Origin of the sequence: Agarivorans aestuarii (genome assembly GCF_019670125.1) — a bacterium.
In the GTDB taxonomy this organism is placed as follows: domain Bacteria; phylum Pseudomonadota; class Gammaproteobacteria; order Enterobacterales; family Celerinatantimonadaceae; genus Agarivorans; species Agarivorans aestuarii.
Window position 1 is genome coordinate 2,533,098 of the sequence record NZ_AP023033.1, and the last position, 21,571, is coordinate 2,554,668.

General features: G+C 43.5%; 13 protein-coding genes. 1 reads left to right on the forward strand and 12 read right to left on the reverse strand.

Annotation, left to right across the window (positions count from 1 at the left end; all coding sequences use genetic code 11):
- Positions 1-11: 11 nt before the first annotated feature.
- From pyrD to K5609_RS11875, 8 genes are all read right to left on the reverse strand, one after another.
- The gene (gene pyrD, locus K5609_RS11840) at positions 12-1,022 is read right to left on the reverse strand and encodes a quinone-dependent dihydroorotate dehydrogenase (protein WP_221073832.1); all 1,011 of its coding nucleotides are present in this window, start codon (positions 1,020-1,022) and stop codon (positions 12-14) included.
- A gap of 57 nt (positions 1,023-1,079) precedes the next feature.
- Positions 1,080-5,912: an NAD-glutamate dehydrogenase gene (locus K5609_RS11845; RefSeq protein ID WP_221073833.1), complete on the reverse strand. Its 4,833-nt coding sequence runs from the start codon at positions 5,910-5,912 to the stop codon at positions 1,080-1,082.
- A gap of 159 nt (positions 5,913-6,071) precedes the next feature.
- The gene (locus K5609_RS11850; RefSeq protein ID WP_221073834.1) at positions 6,072-6,290 is read right to left on the reverse strand and encodes a DUF2835 domain-containing protein; all 219 of its coding nucleotides are present in this window, start codon (positions 6,288-6,290) and stop codon (positions 6,072-6,074) included.
- A gap of 13 nt (positions 6,291-6,303) precedes the next feature.
- On the reverse strand, positions 6,304-8,928 hold the full coding sequence (pepN, locus tag K5609_RS11855) for an aminopeptidase N (protein ID WP_221073835.1): 2,625 nt from the start codon (positions 8,926-8,928) through the stop codon (positions 6,304-6,306).
- Positions 8,929-9,068: 140 nt separating this feature from the next.
- Entirely contained in the window at positions 9,069-10,448 is a 1,380-nt protein-coding gene (locus tag K5609_RS11860; RefSeq protein ID WP_221073836.1) for a sodium-dependent transporter, read from the reverse strand.
- Positions 10,449-10,646: 198 nt separating this feature from the next.
- A complete protein-coding gene (dacB, locus tag K5609_RS11865; protein ID WP_221073837.1) occupies positions 10,647-12,023 on the reverse strand; it encodes a D-alanyl-D-alanine carboxypeptidase/D-alanyl-D-alanine endopeptidase in 1,377 nt (458 codons plus the stop codon).
- A gap of 84 nt (positions 12,024-12,107) precedes the next feature.
- Entirely contained in the window at positions 12,108-13,835 is a 1,728-nt protein-coding gene (locus K5609_RS11870) for a DEAD/DEAH box helicase (protein ID WP_221073838.1), read from the reverse strand.
- 161 nt (positions 13,836-13,996) lie between these two features.
- On the reverse strand, positions 13,997-14,335 hold the full coding sequence (locus K5609_RS11875) for a Grx4 family monothiol glutaredoxin (protein ID WP_040307201.1): 339 nt from the start codon (positions 14,333-14,335) through the stop codon (positions 13,997-13,999).
- 212 nt (positions 14,336-14,547) lie between these two features.
- Here K5609_RS11875 and sodB point away from each other — a divergent pair, with 212 nt between their 5' ends.
- Positions 14,548-15,129 carry a superoxide dismutase [Fe] gene (gene sodB / locus K5609_RS11880; protein WP_016401880.1) on the forward strand — a complete coding sequence of 194 codons (582 nt, stop codon included), beginning with the start codon at positions 14,548-14,550 and terminating at the stop codon, positions 15,127-15,129.
- A gap of 60 nt (positions 15,130-15,189) precedes the next feature.
- Here sodB and K5609_RS11885 read toward each other — a convergent pair whose 3' ends face one another.
- The 4 genes from K5609_RS11885 to pyrC form a co-directional block, all read right to left on the reverse strand.
- Complete coding sequence (locus K5609_RS11885; protein ID WP_163133608.1) at positions 15,190-15,483, reverse strand: Rdx family protein; 294 nt, start codon at positions 15,481-15,483, stop codon at positions 15,190-15,192.
- 5 nt (positions 15,484-15,488) lie between these two features.
- The gene (gene hrpA, locus K5609_RS11890) at positions 15,489-19,349 is read right to left on the reverse strand and encodes an ATP-dependent RNA helicase HrpA (RefSeq protein ID WP_221073839.1); all 3,861 of its coding nucleotides are present in this window, start codon (positions 19,347-19,349) and stop codon (positions 15,489-15,491) included.
- Between the two features lie 64 nt (positions 19,350-19,413).
- Entirely contained in the window at positions 19,414-19,833 is a 420-nt protein-coding gene (locus tag K5609_RS11895) for a CBS domain-containing protein (protein WP_221073840.1), read from the reverse strand.
- 683 nt (positions 19,834-20,516) lie between these two features.
- Entirely contained in the window at positions 20,517-21,551 is a 1,035-nt protein-coding gene (gene pyrC, locus K5609_RS11900) for a dihydroorotase (protein ID WP_221073841.1), read from the reverse strand.
- Positions 21,552-21,571: the final 20 nt, after the last annotated feature.

Below are 21,571 nucleotides of genomic sequence, written 5' to 3' on the forward strand. Positions count from 1 at the left end.
TTAATTAAATATTAAATAGCCTTGGCTATTTGCTTAATTAATTCTGGGCCTTTATAAATAAAACCACTATATATTTGAACCAATTTAGCTCCGGCATCCATCTTTTCTTTTGCAGCCATAGCTGAATCAATTCCGCCTACCCCTATAATTGGGATCTCTGATTTTAAATAATGATCTAGTTTTCGAATAACTTCTGTAGACTTCAACTGCAGCGGACGGCCACTTAAACCACCGGATTCACTGGCATGGTTCATCCCTTCTACCATTGAACGCTCTAGCGTTGTGTTGGTAGCAATTACACCATCAAGCTTATATTTTAATAAAGAGTCACTAATTTGTTCTATTTCAGATTCAGATAAATCTGGTGCTATTTTGATCAATAAAGGAACATGTTTATTATATTGCTGAGAAAGTTGATCTTTACGCTCAGTTAGATCCTTTAACAGATCTTCCAAAGCTTCTCCATATTGAAGAGATCTTAAGCCTGGAGTGTTTGGGCTAGAAATATTAACCGCAATATAAGAAGCATGTGGAAACGCTTTATTCATGCCTATTAAATAATCATCTTTACCCTTTTCAACCGGAGTATCAAAGTTTTTACCAATGTTGATCCCAAGGATCCCTTTGTATTGGCTTTGCTCAACATTATTAATTAGATTATCGATCCCTAAGTTATTAAAACCCATGCGGTTAATAATACCTTCGGCATCTAATACTCGGAAAATTCTTGGCTTGTCATTACCCGACTGCGGGCGCGGTGTTACGGTACCTACCTCTACAAAGCCAAAGCCCATTGCGTCAAAGGCTTGAATACACTCACCATTTTTATCCAACCCTGCCGCTAAACCAACTGGATTAGGGAAAGTTAAGCCCATCAACTCTACCGGGTTAGGCGCGATATTCTGGCGGTAAACACGATCTAATAAGGTTCCACCAGTGCGTTTGAACATCTCAATAGTAAGATCGTGTGCGCGTTCTGGATCAAGTTGAAAGATAAGTTTTCGAGCAAGTGGGTAATACATTTGAACTCCTAGTATAAGACCCCCGAAGATGCAGGGCTTCGGGGGCAGTATTTTATACTAATTTACGGAGCAGTTTAAATTTAATAGGTTCAATTCCCTCAATAAAACCGAAAATTTTGCAAACTCGTGGGTATTTCCGGTCTTAAAGTCAGCTAACATGTGATTCCAGCGGTCTAACAAAGGCTCGTGGGCTGCTAACCAATCATCTAAGGGATCATTGCTTTCCATTTTACTGGCCCATTTCAAGGCACTTACCGTTAACTGACGCTGTTGCCAATCAAGATCCTCTCTAAAAGAAGATCTAGCTAGTGCCTGCCAATGATTATCAACACTTTGCAGATTGATCTGATCTAAGAACCAGTGCAAGCCAACCTTAGTACCTAAGTTAAAGTACAACTTAGCCACCGATACAATGTCTTGTTCGGCTTGCTCAGCCACTTCTGTTAAGTCTAATACCGAGTACAGCGAGTTCATTTTAGCCATTGCACAAGCAATGTCGGCCGGTACTTGTTGTTCTTGTAAGAGCTTTGACTCATCGTTAACCAACTTAACTTCTTCGGCAGCCAACACATCCATAAGGTTTTTTTGTAGCTGCAGATAACTTGGCTGGTAACGCTCGATTTGTTGAGCAATGCCCAATGAGCGGTCACGCAAGGTTAAGAAGCGGCGTGTAGCACGGCGAATAATCCGACGTAAATTGTCCATCATCTTCAATTGCAGCTGGGCGCTAATTTGATTATCCAAGCCCTCAATCTTGTCGAACAATTCCCACACCCCAAATACTTCGCAGGCAGTGACATAACAGTTACAAATTTCAGCAGGACTTGCGCCAGTTTCTTCAACTAATCGAGTTACAAAATTGAAGCCCACATCGTCCACCACCTTGTTCGCTAAACGGGTAGCAACAATTTCTTGTTTAAGCGGATGCTGTTGCATCTCGGCCACATAGCGTTCTTGTAACAATAACGGGAAGGAGGTGATTAAGGTTTGGCTCAAATAGGGGTCTTCGGTTACTTCTTCAACGTTAAACCACTCTTTGAGTACCATTTTCCCATAGGCAACAAGCACCGCCAGTTCAGGACGAGTTAAACCTTGGCCGTTGGATTGACGTTCGGTTAGTTCTTCGTCGCTAGGCAAAAACTCTAGGTTTCTATCAAGCAGATTGTCGCGCTCTAAGGCATGCATAAAGCGGATAACTTCTTTAACGGTAGCTGCGCCTAATTGCTCAGAAATACTAATAGACTGGCCCTGACGATAAGCGTTATCTAATACAATCTCGCTGACGTTCTCGGTCATATCCACCAGTAGTTTGTTGCGTTGCTTCTCGGTTAAATCACCATTGCTGACTAAGCCATTTAGTAAGATTTTGATGTTAACTTCGTTATCTGAGCAATCTACGCCACCGACGTTATCTGTGAAATCGGTATTGATTCGACCACCGTTGGCTGCTATTTCAATCCGACCTAATTGCGTTATGCCTAAGTTACCGCCTTCACCAACAATTTTGGCGCCAAGCTGGTTGCCATTAATTCGAACGGCATCGTTAGCTCTATCTCCCACCTCTGAATCTGATTCTGAGGTGGCTTTTACATACGTGCCGATGCCGCCGTTCCAGAACAAATCCACAGAGGAGCACAAAATAAGCTTAATAAGTGCGTTGGGAGTAACGCTCTTTTCTTTGGTATTTAACAATTTTTGAATCTGCGGCGTAAGGCTAATCGACTTAGCACTGCGCAGGAAGATACCGCCTCCCTCACTAATTAAACTCTTGTCGTAATCAGTCCACGATGAACGTGGTAGTTCAAACAAGCGCTTACGTTCTTTGTAAGAGGAGGCTGAATCAGGAGTTGGGTCAATGATAATGTGCATGTGGTTAAATGCTGCCACTAGGCAGGTATGTTCGGATAACAACATACCATTACCAAATACATCGCCAGCCATGTCGCCCACAGCCACACAGCTGAAATCTGTGGTTTGGCAATCGATTCCAATTTCGCGGAAGTGCCGCTTAACCGACTCCCATGCACCGCGAGCGGTAATGCCCATTCCTTTGTGGTCATAACCATTACTGCCACCAGAGGCAAAGGCATCACCCATCCAAAATTGATACTCTTCACTCAACTTGTTCGCAATATCGGAGAAGGTTGCCGTGCCTTTATCGGCAGCCACGACCAAATAAGGGTCGTCCTCATCGCGACGAACCACCTGAGTAGGTGGCACAATCCCACCTTTAACGTTGTTATCGGTAATGTCCAGTAAGCCGCGAATAAAGGTGCGATAGCATTCTTTACCTTCTGTTAACCAAGCATCTCTATCGCTTGGGCTTGGCAGGCGTTTACATACAAAACCGCCTTTTGCGCCAACTGGCACGATTACAGTATTTTTAACTTGCTGGGCTTTTACCAAACCAAGCACTTCGGTTCTAAAATCTTCACGACGATCGGACCAACGCAAACCGCCACGCGCCACTTTACCACCACGCAGGTGCACCCCTTCTACCCGTGGAGAGTAAACAAAAATTTCGAACATTGGCACCGGTTGTGGCATCTCTGATATTGCACTCGGGTTCATTTTAAAAGAGATATAATCTTTTACCTGCTTATCTTGGTTTAGCTGATAAAAGTTTGTGCGTAAAGTGGCCTTAATCATCTCTAGGTAGCGACGAATAATTCTATCGTCATCGAGGTTTTCTACTGCGTCTAACAAAGAAATTAACTTAGCTTCAATTTTTTCTTCAGTTTTGTCTGAGCGTTTAAGGCTTGGGTTAAAACGACGTCGGAACAGCTCTAATAACAGAACCGATATATCGGGGTAACAGGCAAAGGTTTCTTCAATGTAGCTTTGACTAAAGTTACTACCAATTTGGCGCATGTATTTTGCGTAAGCACGCAGCAGTGCAACATCTCTGCCTGAAGCTTGAGCCGCCAATACTAAGCGGTTAAAGCCGTCATCTTCCAAATCGCCAGACCAGATTTGCGCTAATGCTTGCTGGAAGTTATCGCGGTTCTTTTCAATATCTAATTCGGTGGATGCAACAAAGGTCATGGCAAAATCAAGCAACCAATAAACTTTGCCGTCACTGCTGGTTAAGCGATAAGGCGTTTCGCCAATCACTCTTAAACCCATGTTTTCCAACATAGGTAGTATGTCAGACAGGTGCAAAGGTTCATTTAAGTGAAACAGCTTTAACCGCACATGGTTGCTATCGATGTTTTCTTCTTGTGGTCGATAGAACAACATACCAAGCTGATTTTCGTCACCGAGCTCTTCAAATTGGATAATGTCAGCCACTGCCGATCCTGGTAATACATTCTCTTTGTAGGAGCGAGGGAAAGCAGTTTGATACTTATTACTAAGTTGAATTGCACGCTCTTCACCAAAATTTGAAATCAATGAGTCAACTAAACGATCTTCCCAAGTTCTTGCGGCTTCAATAAGGTTGGTTTGTAAGTCGCTCAAATCAAACTCCTGATCGTTATTTTCTACCCGCACTAAATAATGAGTACGCGCCATTTGCCCTTCAGTGAAATAGGTGGAAAACTCAACCTCTTCTTTCGATTTGAAGTGGTCTTTAAGTATTTGCTGGCTATGGATCCTTAGCGCAGTGTTGTAACGCTCTTTAGTGGTATAGACCAAGCAGGAATAAAAACGGCCATAAATGTCTTTACGCACAAACAGCTTCACTAAATCACGTTCTTGAATTTGCTCTACACCCAAACCGATATGTAATAATTCGTCTTCGGTGGCTTGAATAAGCTCATCTCGCGGATAGGTTTCCATTATGTTTAACAAAGACTTATAGGCATGAGAGCCAGCCGGTAAGTCTGAGTTAACCATTATTTTCGCCAATTTTTGGTTGATTAATGGGATCTCTAAGGCGCTGCGGTTATAGATAGACGATGCATACAAACCAATAAAGCGATGCTCACCAACGACCTCACCTTTACTATCAAAAATCTTAACGCCAACATGGTCAATATAAGCTGGGCGATGAACTCGTGATTTGTGGTTACTCTTGTTTAGAACCAGTGGCACATTGTTGGTGGCTAAGTCTCTACCAGCACTGGTATAGCTGGATAAGGATACCACTTGGCTTGTTACATACTCACGGTAAAGGCCTAAGCTACCAGTTTCATCCGGTATTAGCTGTAAATCACCTTTTAGCTGTTTAAGCGAGTAATGCCGGTACCCCATCAGGGTAAAGTTGTTGTCTGACATCCAAGATAAAAACGCGGTGCTTTGCGCTAAACATTGATCATCTTTTACGCCTTTGCTTGTCGCTAGCTCATCAGCTACCGATTTAAGCTTTTCTAGCATTAGCTGCCAGTCATTCACTACTACGTTAACTTCATCTAGAACAGTATTTAATTCTTTATTAAGACGACGCAAAGCCTTTTCATCGCTTTGACGATCAATCTCAATCATGAATACAGTTTGGTTACCCAGTTGAGCATGTTCTACATCTTGAACCGCGATAACCTTATTGTTGCTATCTCGCTCTAGGCGCATTGGCTGATGTATTAGCAAATGGGTGTTTATGCCGCTACGCCCTAAGGCCATGCGGGTAGAATCAACCAAGAAAGGAGAGTCTGGAACCACGATTTCAATAATAGTGTGGCTAGATTGCCAACCATGGCGGCTCAGTTCGGGGTTATAAACCTTAATGTGGCGTTCGCAGGTTGAAGTATGATTAAGGGCATTCCAAAGCCCTACTCCTACTCCATATAAATCACTGTCGCTGCGATTGGCTAAATCGTCACTGCCCATGCCTGAAAACAGTCGAGAGAGAAATTCTTCGGCCAAGGGAGCAGCCGTTTTATCCAGTTTTTGATTGACGATTTGATAGACTTTTTTAAGCAGTACGGAGGCATGTTGCTGCGCTCTTGTCATAACGCATTCCTTATCCTAGTAGAGTAATATTATTATTGTGTAAAACAATGGCTTATTGTTTATTTCAGTGTAGTTGGCTTTACAAAATAATCGACAAAACAACCACTTTCACCTTACAAACAATTAAACCACGTTTTTACATATTTACAACATAGATGACTAGACTTTTTGAAGTGACAGGAACTTATTATTGCTATCAGTAGACAGGACAAAACGACCACTTATTCCACTGCGGTCTAAAAAAGGTAAAAAGCGCAAAGCAGGGATCTGAATGCGCATGCCATTGCTGTCGGTAGCAATAATAGAGCGGGCCGTGCCTCGATAAACCCGCTCAAACTCTTGATAAGAAATGTGAATGTTAAAAAAGTACTGCTTCATTGCTTAACTGTGCTTAGGCCTGAAGTTGTTGCAGACCATTAGTTACCTTCTCAAATAGATCTTTACTTAAGTCCTCAAGCTCAGCTAAAGCTTGTAATTGCTCAATAATAAGCACTTTACGCTCAGCATCAAGCTTCACAGTTTGAATCAATGGGGTAATCAAGCGTGAAGCGACCTGTGGATTTTGGGTATTCAATACCCGCAAGATCTCGCCTAAGTAACGGTAACCCGAACCATCTTTTGCATGGAAATGACGAGCATTGTTATTGGCAAAACTGCCAACTAAAGAGCGAACTCGGTTAGGGTTTTCCATACTAAAGCTTGGGTGTTCAGCTAAGGCTTGTACTCTTGCTAAGCTGCCCTCTTTGGCATAACTGGCTTCTAAGGCAAACCACTTATCCATCACTAAGCCATCGTGTTGCCAGTTCTGTTCGTAGTCTTTAAACATTGCCGCTCGCTGTTCAATATCGGCATTGTTAGCCGCCGACATAGCAGCCAATTTATTCGTCATGGTTGGGCTATCAAAATAGGCTGCGGCAACCAACTCTGGTTGGCTATGAGCCACATACTGCAAACATGCTGCACGTAGCGAACGTAGATTAATGTCTTCGTGTGCCAAGCTTTGCTTATCCGCTTTTGCGCAAGCCTGCTCTAAGGCAGCAAATTGCTCAGGCAATGCTAGTGCTAGGCTTCGAATGAAAAAGTCTCTAGCTTGAGCAATCGCATCAATATCTATATGGGCAAAACCATCAGCAATTTCATTCTCACTACTAATGGTAAGTAACTCAGCCAATAGGCCCTTATCAATCGCGCTATCCTCTAATAGCAGCTTAAAGGTATTAACTATCGCCTCTTCCAATTGCAGATTGTTACCCGCTTGAACTTGCGCGACAGCTTGTTTCATCCAAATGCTCACAAGCTTTTGCATTCCGTCCCAACGCGCAAAGGTGTTGTTGGCGTTATTGATGATTAGCAGCAACTGCTCTGAGCTATAGTCCATTTCTAATTTCACTGGCGCAGAGAACTCTTGCAGCATCACCAAAGTGGGTTGTTCACCAATACCATCAAACAGCCAAGTTTGCTCGGTTTCAGTTAGCTCAAGTACTGACGAGACAGACTCTCCGTTAATCTGTAAGGCTAAACTGCTGCCATCACTAGCCAGTAGTTCAATAGACACTGGAATATGCAGCGCTTGCTTATCTTCTTGTTCAGCGGTGGCCGGAGTACGCTGATCAATGGTTAACGCAAATTGCTGTTTGTTTTGATCGTAGTGAGTTTGTACCTTAAGCACCGGTGTACCAGATTGGCTATACCAACGTTTAAACAAGCTTAAGTCTTTACCACTGGCATCTTGCATCGCATTAACAAAATCATCGCAGGTGACTGCTTGCCCATCGTGGCGCTCCACGTAGGTTTTCATTCCCGCCTGAAAGCCCTGCTCTCCTAGCAAGGTATGCAGCATACGAATCACTTCCGAGCCTTTCTCATACACCGTTAAGGTATAAAAGTTATTCATCTCGATAACTTTATCCGGACGAATAGGATGCGCCATGGGGCCAGCGTCTTCAGCGAACTGATGACTGCGTAACAAGCGAACGTTTTTAATTCGGTTAACTGCCCGAGAGCCGAGATCAGAGCTAAATTCTTGGTCACGGAAAACCGTTAAGCCTTCTTTAAGTGACAACTGGAACCAATCACGACAGGTGATGCGGTTACCAGTCCAGTTATGAAAATACTCATGACCAATTACCGCTTCAATGCCCAAAAAGTCATTGTCGGTAGCACTTTGTTTATTAGCCAACACGTATTTGGAGTTAAATACATTTAAGCCTTTGTTTTCCATTGCTCCCATGTTGAAGAAATCAACGGCAACAATCATATAAATATCGAGGTCGTACTCTAAACCAAAGCGCTGTTCATCCCAGCGCATCGCTTCTTTTAATGAAGCCATCGCATGTTCCGTGCGATCCAAATGGCCTTTATCTACAAACAATTCTAAGGCAATGGTTCTACCGGATTGAGTAACAAAACTGTCTTCTAATAAGTCAAAATCTCCGGCCACTAAAGCAAATAAATAACTCGGTTTTGGGAAAGGGTCCTGCCAGCTTACCCAGTGTTTTCCGTTTGCTAGGTCACCTTGATCTACTTTGTTACCATTCGACAGCAAAAACGGATATTTGGCTTTATCGGCAATAATCTTGGTGGTGTATGTGGCCAGCACATCGGGTCTGTCTAAGAAGTAGGTAATGCGGCGAAAACCTTCTGCTTCACACTGAGTACAAAACGCCTCACCAGACTGATATAAGCCTTCGAAGGCTTTATTCTCTTTAGGGTTAAGTTGAGTTTCTATCTTTAACTCAAAGCGCTCTGGCAAATCACTGATGATCAACTGGCCATCACTAAGTTTATAAGCTTGGTGAGCTTGTTGGTTTACCGAAATGCTCAGCAGCTCGAGTTTTTCACCATCAAGCACTAAGTCGCTAATCTCATTGACCTGTCTAACAACCGTAGACACCGCCACCACCTTGGTTGCCGTGGCATCTAAATCAAACTCTAGGGAAACATTTTTAATGGTGTAATCTGGCGCTTGATAATCTGAACGATACTTGGCGATGGGTTGAGCTGATGAGTCGGCCATGACACTTCCTTATTTGAGAAACGAACAAAACGTATAAGCAGTATTGCATTGTAAAAGATATTAGTATCAGCAGCTAACGCTTTGTGGCTGCTTTAAAAACAAAAAAGCCGGCATCAGCCGGCTTTTTATACGCATTAGATTTAAAGCGATATTAAACCAATAGCGTTTAAGAAAACTACCGCAATGGCAATTGGAGAAATAAAGCGAACACTCTTCGAGAACATCTCGAATGCTTGGCTTTCTAAGCCCATGCCCTGCTTAACTTTATCTGATTGAACAATCCAACCTACAAATACAGCAATAAACAATCCGCCCAAGGGCAATAGAATGTTAGCAGTAATGTAATCTAGAACTTCAAAGAAGTTTTTACCCATTGGGCTTTCTTCAAACTGGAGGAATTCCCAACCAGCAAATGAGCCAATAGTACCTAGGCTTAATAACCAAACCGCACTACCAGAAACAATTGCAGCAACATTACGGCGGAAACCTTTACGCTCAACTAAGTAAGCAGAAGTTGATTCAAGCAACGCCAAGGCTGAAGTAAAGGCAGCAACGGTTACCATAACGAAGAATACCGTAGAGATCACCCCACCTAGTGGCATAGTACCAAAGGCAATTGGCAGCGATACAAACAGCAAGCCAGGACCTGCGCTTGGCTCAATACCGTTAGCAAATACAATTGGGTAAATTGCTAAACCAGCCATTAGCGCTACAACAGTATCTGCAATTGCGATGTAAATAGAGGTTTTAGCGATTGACGCGCCTTCTGGAAGGTAAGCGCCGTAAACCATCATAATGCCTGATGATAAACTCAAGGTGAAGAAAGCATGACCCAACGCCATAAGCACGCCGTTAATGGTTAGCTTCGAGAAATCAGGGCTGAACATAAAGCTTACTGCAGCAGCAAAATCACCGGTTACTGCTGCGTAAATCATGATGATAGTCAGCAATACAAATAGCGCAGGCATTAGTAAAGTAACAATGCGCTCTAAGCCTTTGGTTACACCTTTGGCCAAAACAACCACAGTACCTACAATGACCAAAGTCGCCCATAAAACAAGCTGCTTAGGATCTGAAGTCAAGTCGCCAAATAAGGCGCCGATTTGCTTTGCGTCACCTGCGGCGGCAGTAATATCACCGCCAGCAGATTTGAATATATACGCAACTGCCCAACCAGCAATAACAATGTAAAAGCTTAAAACCAAAAATCCAGCTAATACGCCCATGCCACCAATAAATGCCCAGTTCTTCGAACGGCCATTTTCTATAGCAACTTTTGCCACTGCGTTGGCAGGGGTCGAGCGACCTTGTTTACCTAAGTAAACTTCGGCCATCATCACCGGAATACCAATGAATAGAATACAAAGAAGATAAACAAGAACAAAGGCACCGCCGCCGTTCTCGCCCATAATATAAGGGAATTTCCAAATGTTACCCAAGCCTACTGCAGCGCCAGTGGCAGCCAAAATGTAGGCGAAGTTACTTGACCAGCGATTACTCACTGAAGTGTTATTACTCATGATTTTCTCTTTTATATTGTGTTTGCTAATTGCGTCCATGATTTTAGGGCGCCAATATAAGCATAAACAAAGGAAAATTTACAGCCCAAATGAATCTTTATGCTGAAATTATGCGGTCAGTCGGCACAAGCAATCTACAAATAGCTCAACAGTAGGTGATAAACGCTGAATAGCTAGTCCAATCTATTGCATGAAATATCAGTTAAGCATTTGCCATTGTTGTTCTAACCATTCTTTTTCATAGCGTAGTACGGGATGCAGGGTTTGTCTTTTCCTTACAGCTGTGGCTTCGGCTTCGTTCAAAGAAACCCCATTGACCATGAGAACAAATGGCCTGAACTGCCCACTTTTTTCGATAAAGCCAACTAAGTTTATAACCCCGTTAACATAACCACTTTTCGCTCTAACTTGCTTTTTTAAAGGCGCTCTAGTAACGCTACGACGATACTTTAGGGTGCCAGTTTCACCAGCAAGAGGGAGTCGTTCAATTAGTGGCTGTAGCTTTGGATCTGATTGCCACAACAGCATAATCTGATACAACAAGTTTGCACTAATCAGGTTCTCTCTAGATAAACCCGAGCCATCACGGATTTGAGTGCGACTAAGATCTAGCCCCAAAGCACTTAATTCCTCAACCACTACTTCACTGGCTTGCTGAAAAGTCCCTGCACGCTGCTGCTCTATGGCCAAGGTTTTAAAAATACTGTCGGCAGTTAAGTTGTCAGACTCAACCAGCATATACTCTAACAAGTCCAACAAAGGAGCTGATTGGTGGTTAAAAAGCTCTGGGTATAGGCTAAGCTGTTGTTGATAAGCAATGCTGCCTTTATAGCTTAAGCCTGCTCTTGCCAAACCACGCTTTAGTTTAGTACTAAAGTAACGATGTTCATCATTAATGGAAAAACGCAGCGGCATCATAGAGCGGTCAGCTTTTATGCATCCTTGTAGTGAATACTGATTATGCTCTCCCACCAACAAATTTTGTTCGCAACGAGGATGGTTTGGACTCACAGTAACAATTTGATTGTCGATGTTGAGTAAACTTGAATCACTAATATGTAGGCGGCTTAACTGCCCTACCTTGCCCGGCTTTAAATTACCGTTAATACAATTGTTATCAATATTTAAAGAGCTGGCTGGCGCAGCAAAACAAATACCGATGTCATTCCACACCTGCCCTTGGCTTCGACTATGACCGGTGAACTCACCGTCATCAACTTGAACAGAAGCCACTTTACTGCCCAATTGCGCTTTAGCCTTGCTCAATAGCGCAACTAAGTCTTGGCTAGTAAAACTAGGGTCACCACGCATATGCAAGCGAATATGCATTCCTTGCGGACTAGGTTTAACACTGAGTGAGGTAGAATAGCGATAGTCTTTACCTAACTGCTTTAAGGCGGCGGTTGCAGTGACAACTTTTAAGGTGCTAGCAGGCGTTAGCAATATATCAGCGTGTTGCGAACTATCCGGGCTAACATAACTAATCAAGGCACCTGGGGGCTCAGCAATAGCGTGTACAACAAATGATTTAAGGAAGATAAATAGGAAGATTGAAGATCTAACAATAGCGAACATAGTTGCCAAACTTTAATAAACAATATGCCGAGTATATAAAAAAAGGTGAACCTAAGTTCACCTTTTCTTTAGTCAGTTAACTGCCTATTGGGCAATTAACTCTAAGCGCATTGCACGTTGACGTACAAAGCTACGCTTTAAGTGATTAAATGTCTTCTCAGGCATACCACTTGGTAATTCTACGGTTGAGTAGCTATCGAACAACTTAACGCTACCAATGTAGTCACTGCTAATGTTTGCTTCGTTAGCAATAGCACCAACAATATGCTTGGTTTGCACACCGTGTTCTTTACCTGCGTCAACGCGGTAAGTATTCATCTCTACATCTGCAGTGCGGCGTTTGCGTTTAGCGCCACCTTCACCACGGCTATCGCGCTCAGCGCCACGTTGTCCACGATGGTTGCGTTCACCACGTTCACTGCGCTCGCCACGTTGGCCTCGGTGGCCGCGCTCTTTGTCTTTGCTAAAGCGCGCTGAGCGAGGCTCTGGATCAGCAGGTAGTTTAAACGGACGTGCTGTTTGCGCTTGGAACAACAAAGCTGTAGCGAGTTCAAGTTCGCTCATGCCTAGGTTGCTGGCCAATTCAGATGCGATGCTTTGGTAATCTTCGAGCTTAGCGTTTTCTACAGCTGCAGCGAGCTTGTCTTGGAAGCTAGAAACACGCTTCTTCTCGATTTCTTCACGAGTAGGTAGCTGCATTTGCTCGATCTTTTGACGAGTTACACGTTCAATATTGCGTAACAAGCGCTGCTCACGGAAACCAACAAACATAACCGCTTTACCGCTACGTCCTGCTCGGCCAGTACGGCCAATACGGTGAACATAAGCTTCTGCGTCGTAAGGGATGTCGAAGTTAACGACTAAACCAATACGTTCTACGTCTAAGCCACGCGCAGCTACGTCGGTTGCAACCACGATATCTAACTTACCCGCTTTTAAGCGTGTGATAGTGCGTTCACGCATGCTTTGGTTCATGTCGCCGTTTAAGGCTGCAACACTAAAGCCTTTCGCTTCTAGACGCTCTGCAATATCGGTAGTAGAGGTTTTAGTACGAGCGAAAATAATTGAAGCGCTATCGCAGTTAACTTCTAGAATGCGGGCCAACGCTTCTATTTTGTTTAAACCTGCAACATGCCAGTAGAACTGGTCGATATTTGAAACCGTTTGAGTCTTCGCAGCAATTTTTACTTCTTTTGGCTCAGACATGTAGTTTTTGGTGATGTTTTTAATTGCTGGCGGCATAGTTGCCGAGAACAAAGCCGTTTGGCGTTCTTTTGGCATATCACGCATAATGCGCTCAACATCATCAATAAAGCCCATACGAAGCATTTCGTCTGCTTCATCTAGTACTAAGGCTTTAAGTTGATCTAGTTTTAACTTACCGCGATCTAGATGGTCGATAGTACGACCAGGCGTACCTACAACAATTTGCGGGCCACGACGTAGCTCTTTAATTTGCTGACCGTAATCTGCACCGCCATAAATAGCTAATACACGTAAGCCAGGAATATTGCGGCTAAAATCTTTAATTGCATCAGCAACTTGGTTTGCTAGCTCACGCGTTGGTGCAAGAACCAACATTTGCGGGGCATTAAGCTTTGGATCAAGTTTGGCAATTAAAGGAAGAGAAAACGCGGCCGTTTTACCGGTACCAGTTTGTGCCAAGCCAAGTACATCATGTCCTTCCAGCAGTAACGGAATGGTCTTTTCCTGAATCGGAGACGGCGTCTCAAATCCTATCTCGGAAATAGCGTTTAAAATCGTTTCAGGTAGAGCGAATTGCTCAAAACTTGAACTGCTGGATTCTGTCATATTTGGCCCACAATTATTTAAAGGATGCGCACTATACGCTTTTGATCACAAAAAGTCTCATTGATTTTAGCTTTTTATAGAAAAACATTGACCATCTTGATATGGACCAATAAAAAACCGCTCTAGTGAGCGGTTTGTTTTCTTTAGTATAGAAGAAATTTCTATTCTGCTTCAGGCGCTGGGTGCTTAGCTGCAGTTTCTTTAATTAAAGGTTGTAGTTCACCGCTGCGGAACATTTCCATTACGATGTCACAGCCTCCGATTAACTCACCTTCAACCCATAGTTGTGGGAAGGTTGGCCAATCTGCGTAGTTTGGTAGCTCAGCGCGAATGTCTGGATTTTGTAGAATATCTACATAAGCAAAGCGCTCACCACACTGCATTACAGCTTCTACTGTTTGGGCAGAGAAACCACAGCTTGGGAATTTAGGCGAACCTTTCATGTAAAGTAGAATTGGGTTTTCAGCGATTTGCTGTTTGATTTTTTCAATCGTTTCCATTTTAAACTTCTCTAATTTTTGCACTAAGTCTATTCTAGGTGTTGGGCGTATCCTAGCAACAATAGTTGCCAATTTCACCACTTTGCTCTAGATCAATTTTTTTTAGTATTTTTGCTTTGCGTGATAAAGCACTAGTGCTAAACTCTTTTGTAAAGTTTTTACTATATAAAAGATTGCGCTAATAAAGCCAATTATTACAAGGAGAGAAACACATGGCATTTACATTACCTGAATTACCATACGCACAAGACGCACTTGAGCCACACATCTCAGCTGAGACTTTGTCTTTCCACTACAGTAAGCACCACAATACCTACGTAGTAAAACTAAACGGTTTAATTGAAGGCACTGACCTAGCAGAGAAAAGTTTAGAAGAGATTGTTAAGTCTTCTACTGGTGGCGTATTTAACAACGCAGCTCAAGTTTGGAACCACACCTTCTACTGGAACTGTTTAGCGCCAAATGCTGGTGGCCAACCAACTGGTGCTCTAGCAGCCGCTATCGATGCAAGCTTCGGTTCTTTTGAAGAGTTCAAAGCTAAATTCACCGACAGCGCTATTAACAACTTTGGTTCTAGCTGGACTTGGTTAGTTAAAAACGCTGACGGCAGCCTAGCCATTGTTAACACTAGCAACGCTGCTACCCCACTTACAGATGAAGGCGTAACTCCGCTTCTTACCTGTGACCTATGGGAACACGCTTACTACATTGATTACCGCAATGTTCGCCCTGATTACCTAAATGCTTTCTGGGCATTAGTAAACTGGGAATTCGCTTCTGCAAACTTTGCATAAGTGACAGCAATATAGGAAAAGGGCGCTACATGCGCCCTTTTTTAATGCCTAAATTACACGCTACTTAGTGTCGCTATGCCCCAAGTCCATGTCTGGCGCAATAATATTACGTACCCGCTGTTTTAAGATCTTGGCTTCTGGAAAACCATTATCGGCCTTTCGGCACCAAATGAGTTGGCCATCGAGGTAGATTTGGAAACGCCCGCTTGAAGCGGGTTTAAGTGCCACTTCCGATAACTCTTGCGAAAAGGTCGTGAGTAATTCTTGGCTAAGCCAAGAGGCTCTTAATAACCAACCACATAAACTGCAGTAATAAATTTCAACTTTGGGTAATACTGTGTCTTGCTGTTCCACTTCTGTTACTTCCTTTTTTGCAATTCACTAATATGATTAAGGACCCGCTTTAATGACACCGGATACTTGGTACCCAATTGCTGAGCGAATAACGATACCCGCAATTCTTCTATCATCCACCTTAACTCTTGGCCCTGTTGATCATACACAGGCAAGGCCAATTCTTTATACCGCTCTAGGGCTGTCTCAATTTGTTGCATCGCCAAGCGGTCTTTATGAGAATCGATGGCTAACTTTTCAAGGCGTCGCTCAATGGCTTTTAAGTAACGCTGCAAGTCACTCAAACGTTGCAGCCCTACTTCACGTACAAAGCCTTTATGCACTAAAGCGTTTAACTGCGCCTTAATGTCTGCGTGCGCCAATACTCTATCAAAACCTACTTTGCCCTTTAGTTGCTTATTAATTGAATAATGCAAACTAAGAATTTGCTCGACTAAGACCACAGCATCTAGGGTTTCTGTAGCAAGCTCTGCTCGCACTTTATCGCATAAAGCTTGAAATGCTGCTGGATTATTCACACTCTCCAATTGAGAGTACTTGTCGATAACTGCTAAGCAACAATCGTCTAGCAGTACATCCACCCGACCAAAAGGATTAAAGTACAAGCCCAATTTGGCTTTGTTGGGTAAATGCTGCTGTAAGTAACTCATAGGAGAAGGAATGTTAAGCTGTAGTAACTTGCTTAACCCTCTGGTTTGACTCCAGCCTGCTTCTTCTTGTTTATCGAATAACTTCAGCGCGACAGTTTTACCTTCGTCGACCAAGGCAGGATAAGCAGTGATTTGATAACCTTGGCGCTGCTCTTCAATCAGCTCGGGCAGTTCGCCAAAACTCCACTCACTAACTTTAGCTTGCTCTGCAAAAGAGCTTGGGGCTATTTCAGCAATACTTTGCTCTACTTGGTCTTGCAGTTTCTCTTGCAAAACTTGATAAGAGCGGCCTTGCGCGACCACTTTTCCTTGGTCGTTAATCACTTTAAAGTTGACTTTAAGGTGATCGGCCACCGAATCTACATTCCAGGCATCTTCAGGGATCTTCACCCCAGTCATCCTTAAAAGCTGTTTGGTGAGAACCTCTAACAAATTCCCTTCAGCATGCGGTACGGCTTGCACAAAGGCTTTTACGTAGTTTGGTACTGGCACGAAGTTACGACGAATCGGCTTAGGCAAAGATTTAATCAAAGCATTAATTAAATCTTCTCGAAATGCAGGGATTTGCCATTCAAAACGAGTGAAATCTAATTGATTCAACAGCGCTAAAGGAATATGAGCACTTACGCCGTCGTCACTTTGGCCCGGTTCAAACACATAACTTAAGGCAACAGAAACCTGTTCAAATTGCCACTGATCGGGATATTGCTTTTCTGTAATATGACTCGCGTCATGCTGATAAAGCATTTGCTTGGAAAAGCTCAGCAAGTCGGCCTGCTTTTTACTGGTCTCTTTCCACCAGCGATTAAAGTGACTAGCCGAAACGATGTCTGCAGGTAAACGCTCAGCGTAAAAGTCATACAGCACTTGGTCATCAACCCGAACATCACGGCGCCTTTGCTTTTGCTCTAAGGCTTCAGCATCGTCGAGTAATAGCTGATTTTGTTTGAAGAAGGCGTGTTTTGTTTGCCACTGCCCTTCTACCAAGGCAGAACGAATAAATACCTCACGCGCCACTGCGGGATCTATTTTGCCGTAGTTAACCAGGCGTTTGTTTACCAGAGCAACGCCGTACAAACGGACACTCTCGTAAGCCATTACAGCTTGTTGTTTAGTCGACCAATGAGGTTCGCTGTATGAACGCTTTATTAAATGAATAGCTTGGTTTTCTAACCAAGCAGGTTGAATTTTGGCGACTCCGCGAGCAAATAAGCGGGATGTTTCAACCAGTTCGGCTGCAACCACCCATTTAGGTGGCTTTTTAGCCTGACTTGAGCCAGGGAACACCACAAAGCGAGCATTGCGTGCACCTAAAAACTCCCGGTCTTTATCTTTAAAACCTAGGTGGCTAAGTAAGCCAGCAGTAATCGCTTGGTGAATCGCGTCGTAGTTCGCTTCATTTTGATTAACGCTGTAATCCAGCTCTTTAACTACCGTAGATAACTGAAAAACCAAATCCTGCCATTCACGAATACGCATATAAGCCAGAAACTCTTGCTTACATTGTTTTCTAAACTGGTTGCCCGATAAAGCCTTTTGCTGTTCTTGCAAATAGCGCCATAGCAACAAATAGCTGGAGAAGTCGGAGTCTTTATCGACAAAGCGAGCATGTTTTTGATCTGCCGCCTGCTTACGATCATTGGGTCGCTCTCGCGGATCTTGAATCGACAAAGCAGCACAAATCACCATCATTTCTTGTACACAATCAAATTGCTTAGCGGCGACCATCATTCGAGCTAAACGTGGATCGATAGGAAACTTAATGACTTCTCTACCCAAGGCACTAAGGCTAGGTTTGCCATGTTGCTGCTTTAGCGCACCAATTTCTTCTAATAGGTTTAAACCATCTTTAATATTTCGCTGATCGGGCATATCAATAAACGGGAAGTCTTCCAGTTTACCAAGTCTTAAGCCGAGCATTTGCAAAATAACCGACGCTAAGTTGGTTCGAAGAATTTCAGGATCAGTAAACTCGGCGCGCCCTTCAAAATCTTCTTCGCTGTACAAGCGAATACAAATACCTTCTGCCACACGCCCACAGCGTCCTTTACGCTGGTTCGCGCTAGCTTGAGAAATTGCTTCAATAGGTAAACGCTGCACTTTGGAGCGATAGCTATAGCGACTAATCCGCGCTGTACCTGGGTCAATCACGTAACGAATGCCCGGCACGGTTAAACTTGTTTCTGCAACGTTAGTAGCTAGAACGATTCGGCGGCCACGATGAGAGGAAAATATCTTATTCTGCTCCGCATTAGATAAGCGCGAGTAGAGTGGCAATACTTCGGTGTCGCGCAATTGGCGCTTTTGCAGGTAATCGGTCGCGTCGCGAATTTCGCGCTCACCGTTCATGAAGATAAGGATATCGCCGGGCTTTTCTCGATACAGTTCGTCCACTGCGTCAGCTAAACCTTCCAATATATCCTTAGTTTGTTCGCCTTCATTTAAGGGGCGATAACGGGTTTCTACTGGGTAGGTACGCCCTGATACTTCAATCACCGGCGCATCGTTAAAATGTTTAGAAAAACGCTGAGGGTCAATGGTGGCAGAAGTAATAATAACTTTTAAGTCTGGTCGCTTTGGTAATAACTGCCTAAGCACGCCTAAAGTGAAGTCGATATTTAAACTACGCTCGTGCGCCTCATCAATGATCAATACTTCATACTGCGATAAAAACCGATCTTGCTGCATCTCTGCCAACAACATGCCATCGGTCATCAGTTTGATTAGGCTGTCATTCTTGATTTGATCGTTAAAGCGGATTTTGTAACCCACTAATTCACCAACCGGAGTGTTGAGTTCTTCAGCAATTCTCGCTGCCACACTACGCGCAGCCAAGCGACGAGGCTGGGTATGACCAATAAAACCGCGGCTTCCTAACCCTAGTTCTAAACAGATTTTAGGTATTTGGGTGGTTTTACCCGAGCCAGTTTCGCCCGCAATGATAACCACTTGGTTGTCACGTACTGCGTCATATATGGTTTGTTTTTGCTCAGCAACCGGTAGCTGTTGAGGGTACTCAATACTTGGGATGGAGGCTCGTCGGCGGCCGCTAAGCTCGGCTGAGCGCTCAAGCGCTTGAGTAAACTTAAGTAATGACGAACTGTTGTTCTTTATATCATCCGCATTTAATTTGCCAAGCTGACGCTGGAGACGAAAACGGTCTTTGGCTAAGGCCAATGATATCTGTTGTTTATAGGTAGAGAGAGCCGATTGCAAGAAAAAAGCCTCGTAGGTTGCGTACGAGGCGCAAATGCTATCAACAATCCTTAAGAAAACAAGTCTAACTCACCTGCTTATAGCAACTATGTAGATGTTTATCGATGCCCGCTAAGACCTCTTCACGAGTAATTAGGCCCAGTAACTTGCCCTGCTCGATGACCGGATACATTTTGGGTTTTTGCATTAACATGCTTTGGGCGAGTTCTAAAATACTAGTTTCAGGGCCAACGCTTAGCACATCACAGCGCATTAAATCTTCAACTAACGAGACCGTTTCACAATGATATGTAGCTTCAAGCAAACTCTTTAAGCAGTCTTGCTCGGAGATCCAACCGATAACGTGCTTTTGTTCATCAATCACTGGAGCACCTAGTTGTTTATGTTCTAGCAAGCTATGTACAACTTCTGCGATGGGTTGTTTTGCGGTAAAGCAAACCGGGCGCATTAACATGTAATCGCGCACTTTGAGGTTCTCGGGCATAACCTTTACTCCTGCTTGTTGCCTTACTGTTAGCTTAGTTGGCGTAATCGAATTACTCCAGCTAGCCCATACAAGCAAACATTTAGGCTATCAAAGGCAAATTTCACCCATTTGGGTAATGGTGAGAATAATAACCGAGGAGTAGTATTTATATCGACTGAGCTGCTAACTCAGTCATCGCGTTTAGTTACCTATTGCTGTGTACATCTTTACACAAATTTATGCAGGCCCTTTGTTATCCAATGCAAAGGGTCTTTTTTTTATCTTTAATTTCATAAGCTTGAGGGGAATAAGCAGCCAATTTCACCCATTTGGGGAATGGTGAGAGAGTTAGTTAACAGATAGTATTTATCACGACTGAGTTGCTAACTTAGTCACGCGTTTAGTTACCTATTGCTGTGTACAACCTTTACACAAATTTTACGCAAGCCCTTTTACTTATGTAAAAGGGCTTTTTTTTGCTTTATTAAACAGCTAGGGGAATGCAAGGCATTAAAATTTATGAAAAATTTATTAATTTTCAAATTTCACCCATTTGGGTAATAGCCTGATTAGACTAGGGTGGTTATTATTTGTCTCGACTGAGTCGCTAACTCAGTCACGCGTTTAGTTACCTATTGCTGTGTAAACATTACACGATTATGCAAGCCCTTTGCTCTTGAGCAAAGGGCTCTTTTTTTTGCCTATTTAACTTGCCAGTTTAAGGTTTCGTTAGCAAAAAATGGCACTAAGTTTTCGTCTTCAACCTTAACTGAACCAGGCACCTGCCAAGCTTCTTTACTTAATGTAATGGTATCGGTGTTTCTTGGTAGGCCATAAAAATCTGGGCCATTAAAGCTGGCAAAGGCTTCAAGTTTATCCAATATTCCTAGTTGCTCAAAAATTTCGGCATACAATTCAATGGCAGCTGGTGCACTGTAACAACCTGCACAACCACAGGCACTTTCTTTAGCCCCTTGAACATGAGGAGCCGAATCCGTTCCTAAGAATATCTTTTTGGTACCACTCGCTACGGCTTGCTGTAACGCTTGTTGGTGAGTTTGACGTTTAAGCACGGGTAAACAGTAGTTATGAGGGCGTAAGCCCCCTGCTAGCAAATGATTACGGTTGTACATCAAATGCTGTGGCGTAATGGTGGCAGCTACATTGTCTGGCGCATTTAATACAAACTCTGCGGCTTCAGCAGTAGTTATGTGCTCAAAGACAATTTTAAGATTAGGCAGTGACTCCACTAAACCACGCATGTGAGCGTCAATAAATGCTGCTTCTCTATCAAAGATATCGATATCGGCGTGAGTCACCTCGCCGTGAACTAACAGCAACAAACCATGTTCTGCCATTGCTTCAAATACTGGTCGAAGAGCGGCAACGTCGGTTACGCCATGGGCAGAGTTAGTAGTGGCATTGGCAGGATACAATTTACATGCTTTAACAATTCCACTTGCCGCAGCTTCTGCGATTATCTCAGGAGTAGTGGCATCGGTTAAATAAAGCGTCATCAATGGTTCAAACTGGCTTTGCTCAGGAAGCGCCTGTTTAATGCGCTGATAATAAGCTTGAGCATCAGCAACTTGAGTGACAGGTGGGGTTAGATTAGGCATGATGATGGCACGAGAAAAGTGCTTAGCGGTAGCATTTGCTGCTACCTCTAGCATGGCGCCATCGCGTAAGTGAAGATGCCAATCGTCTGGTCTTGTTATGGTAAGCGTTTGAGTCACAACTATCCCCTAGCTAGGTA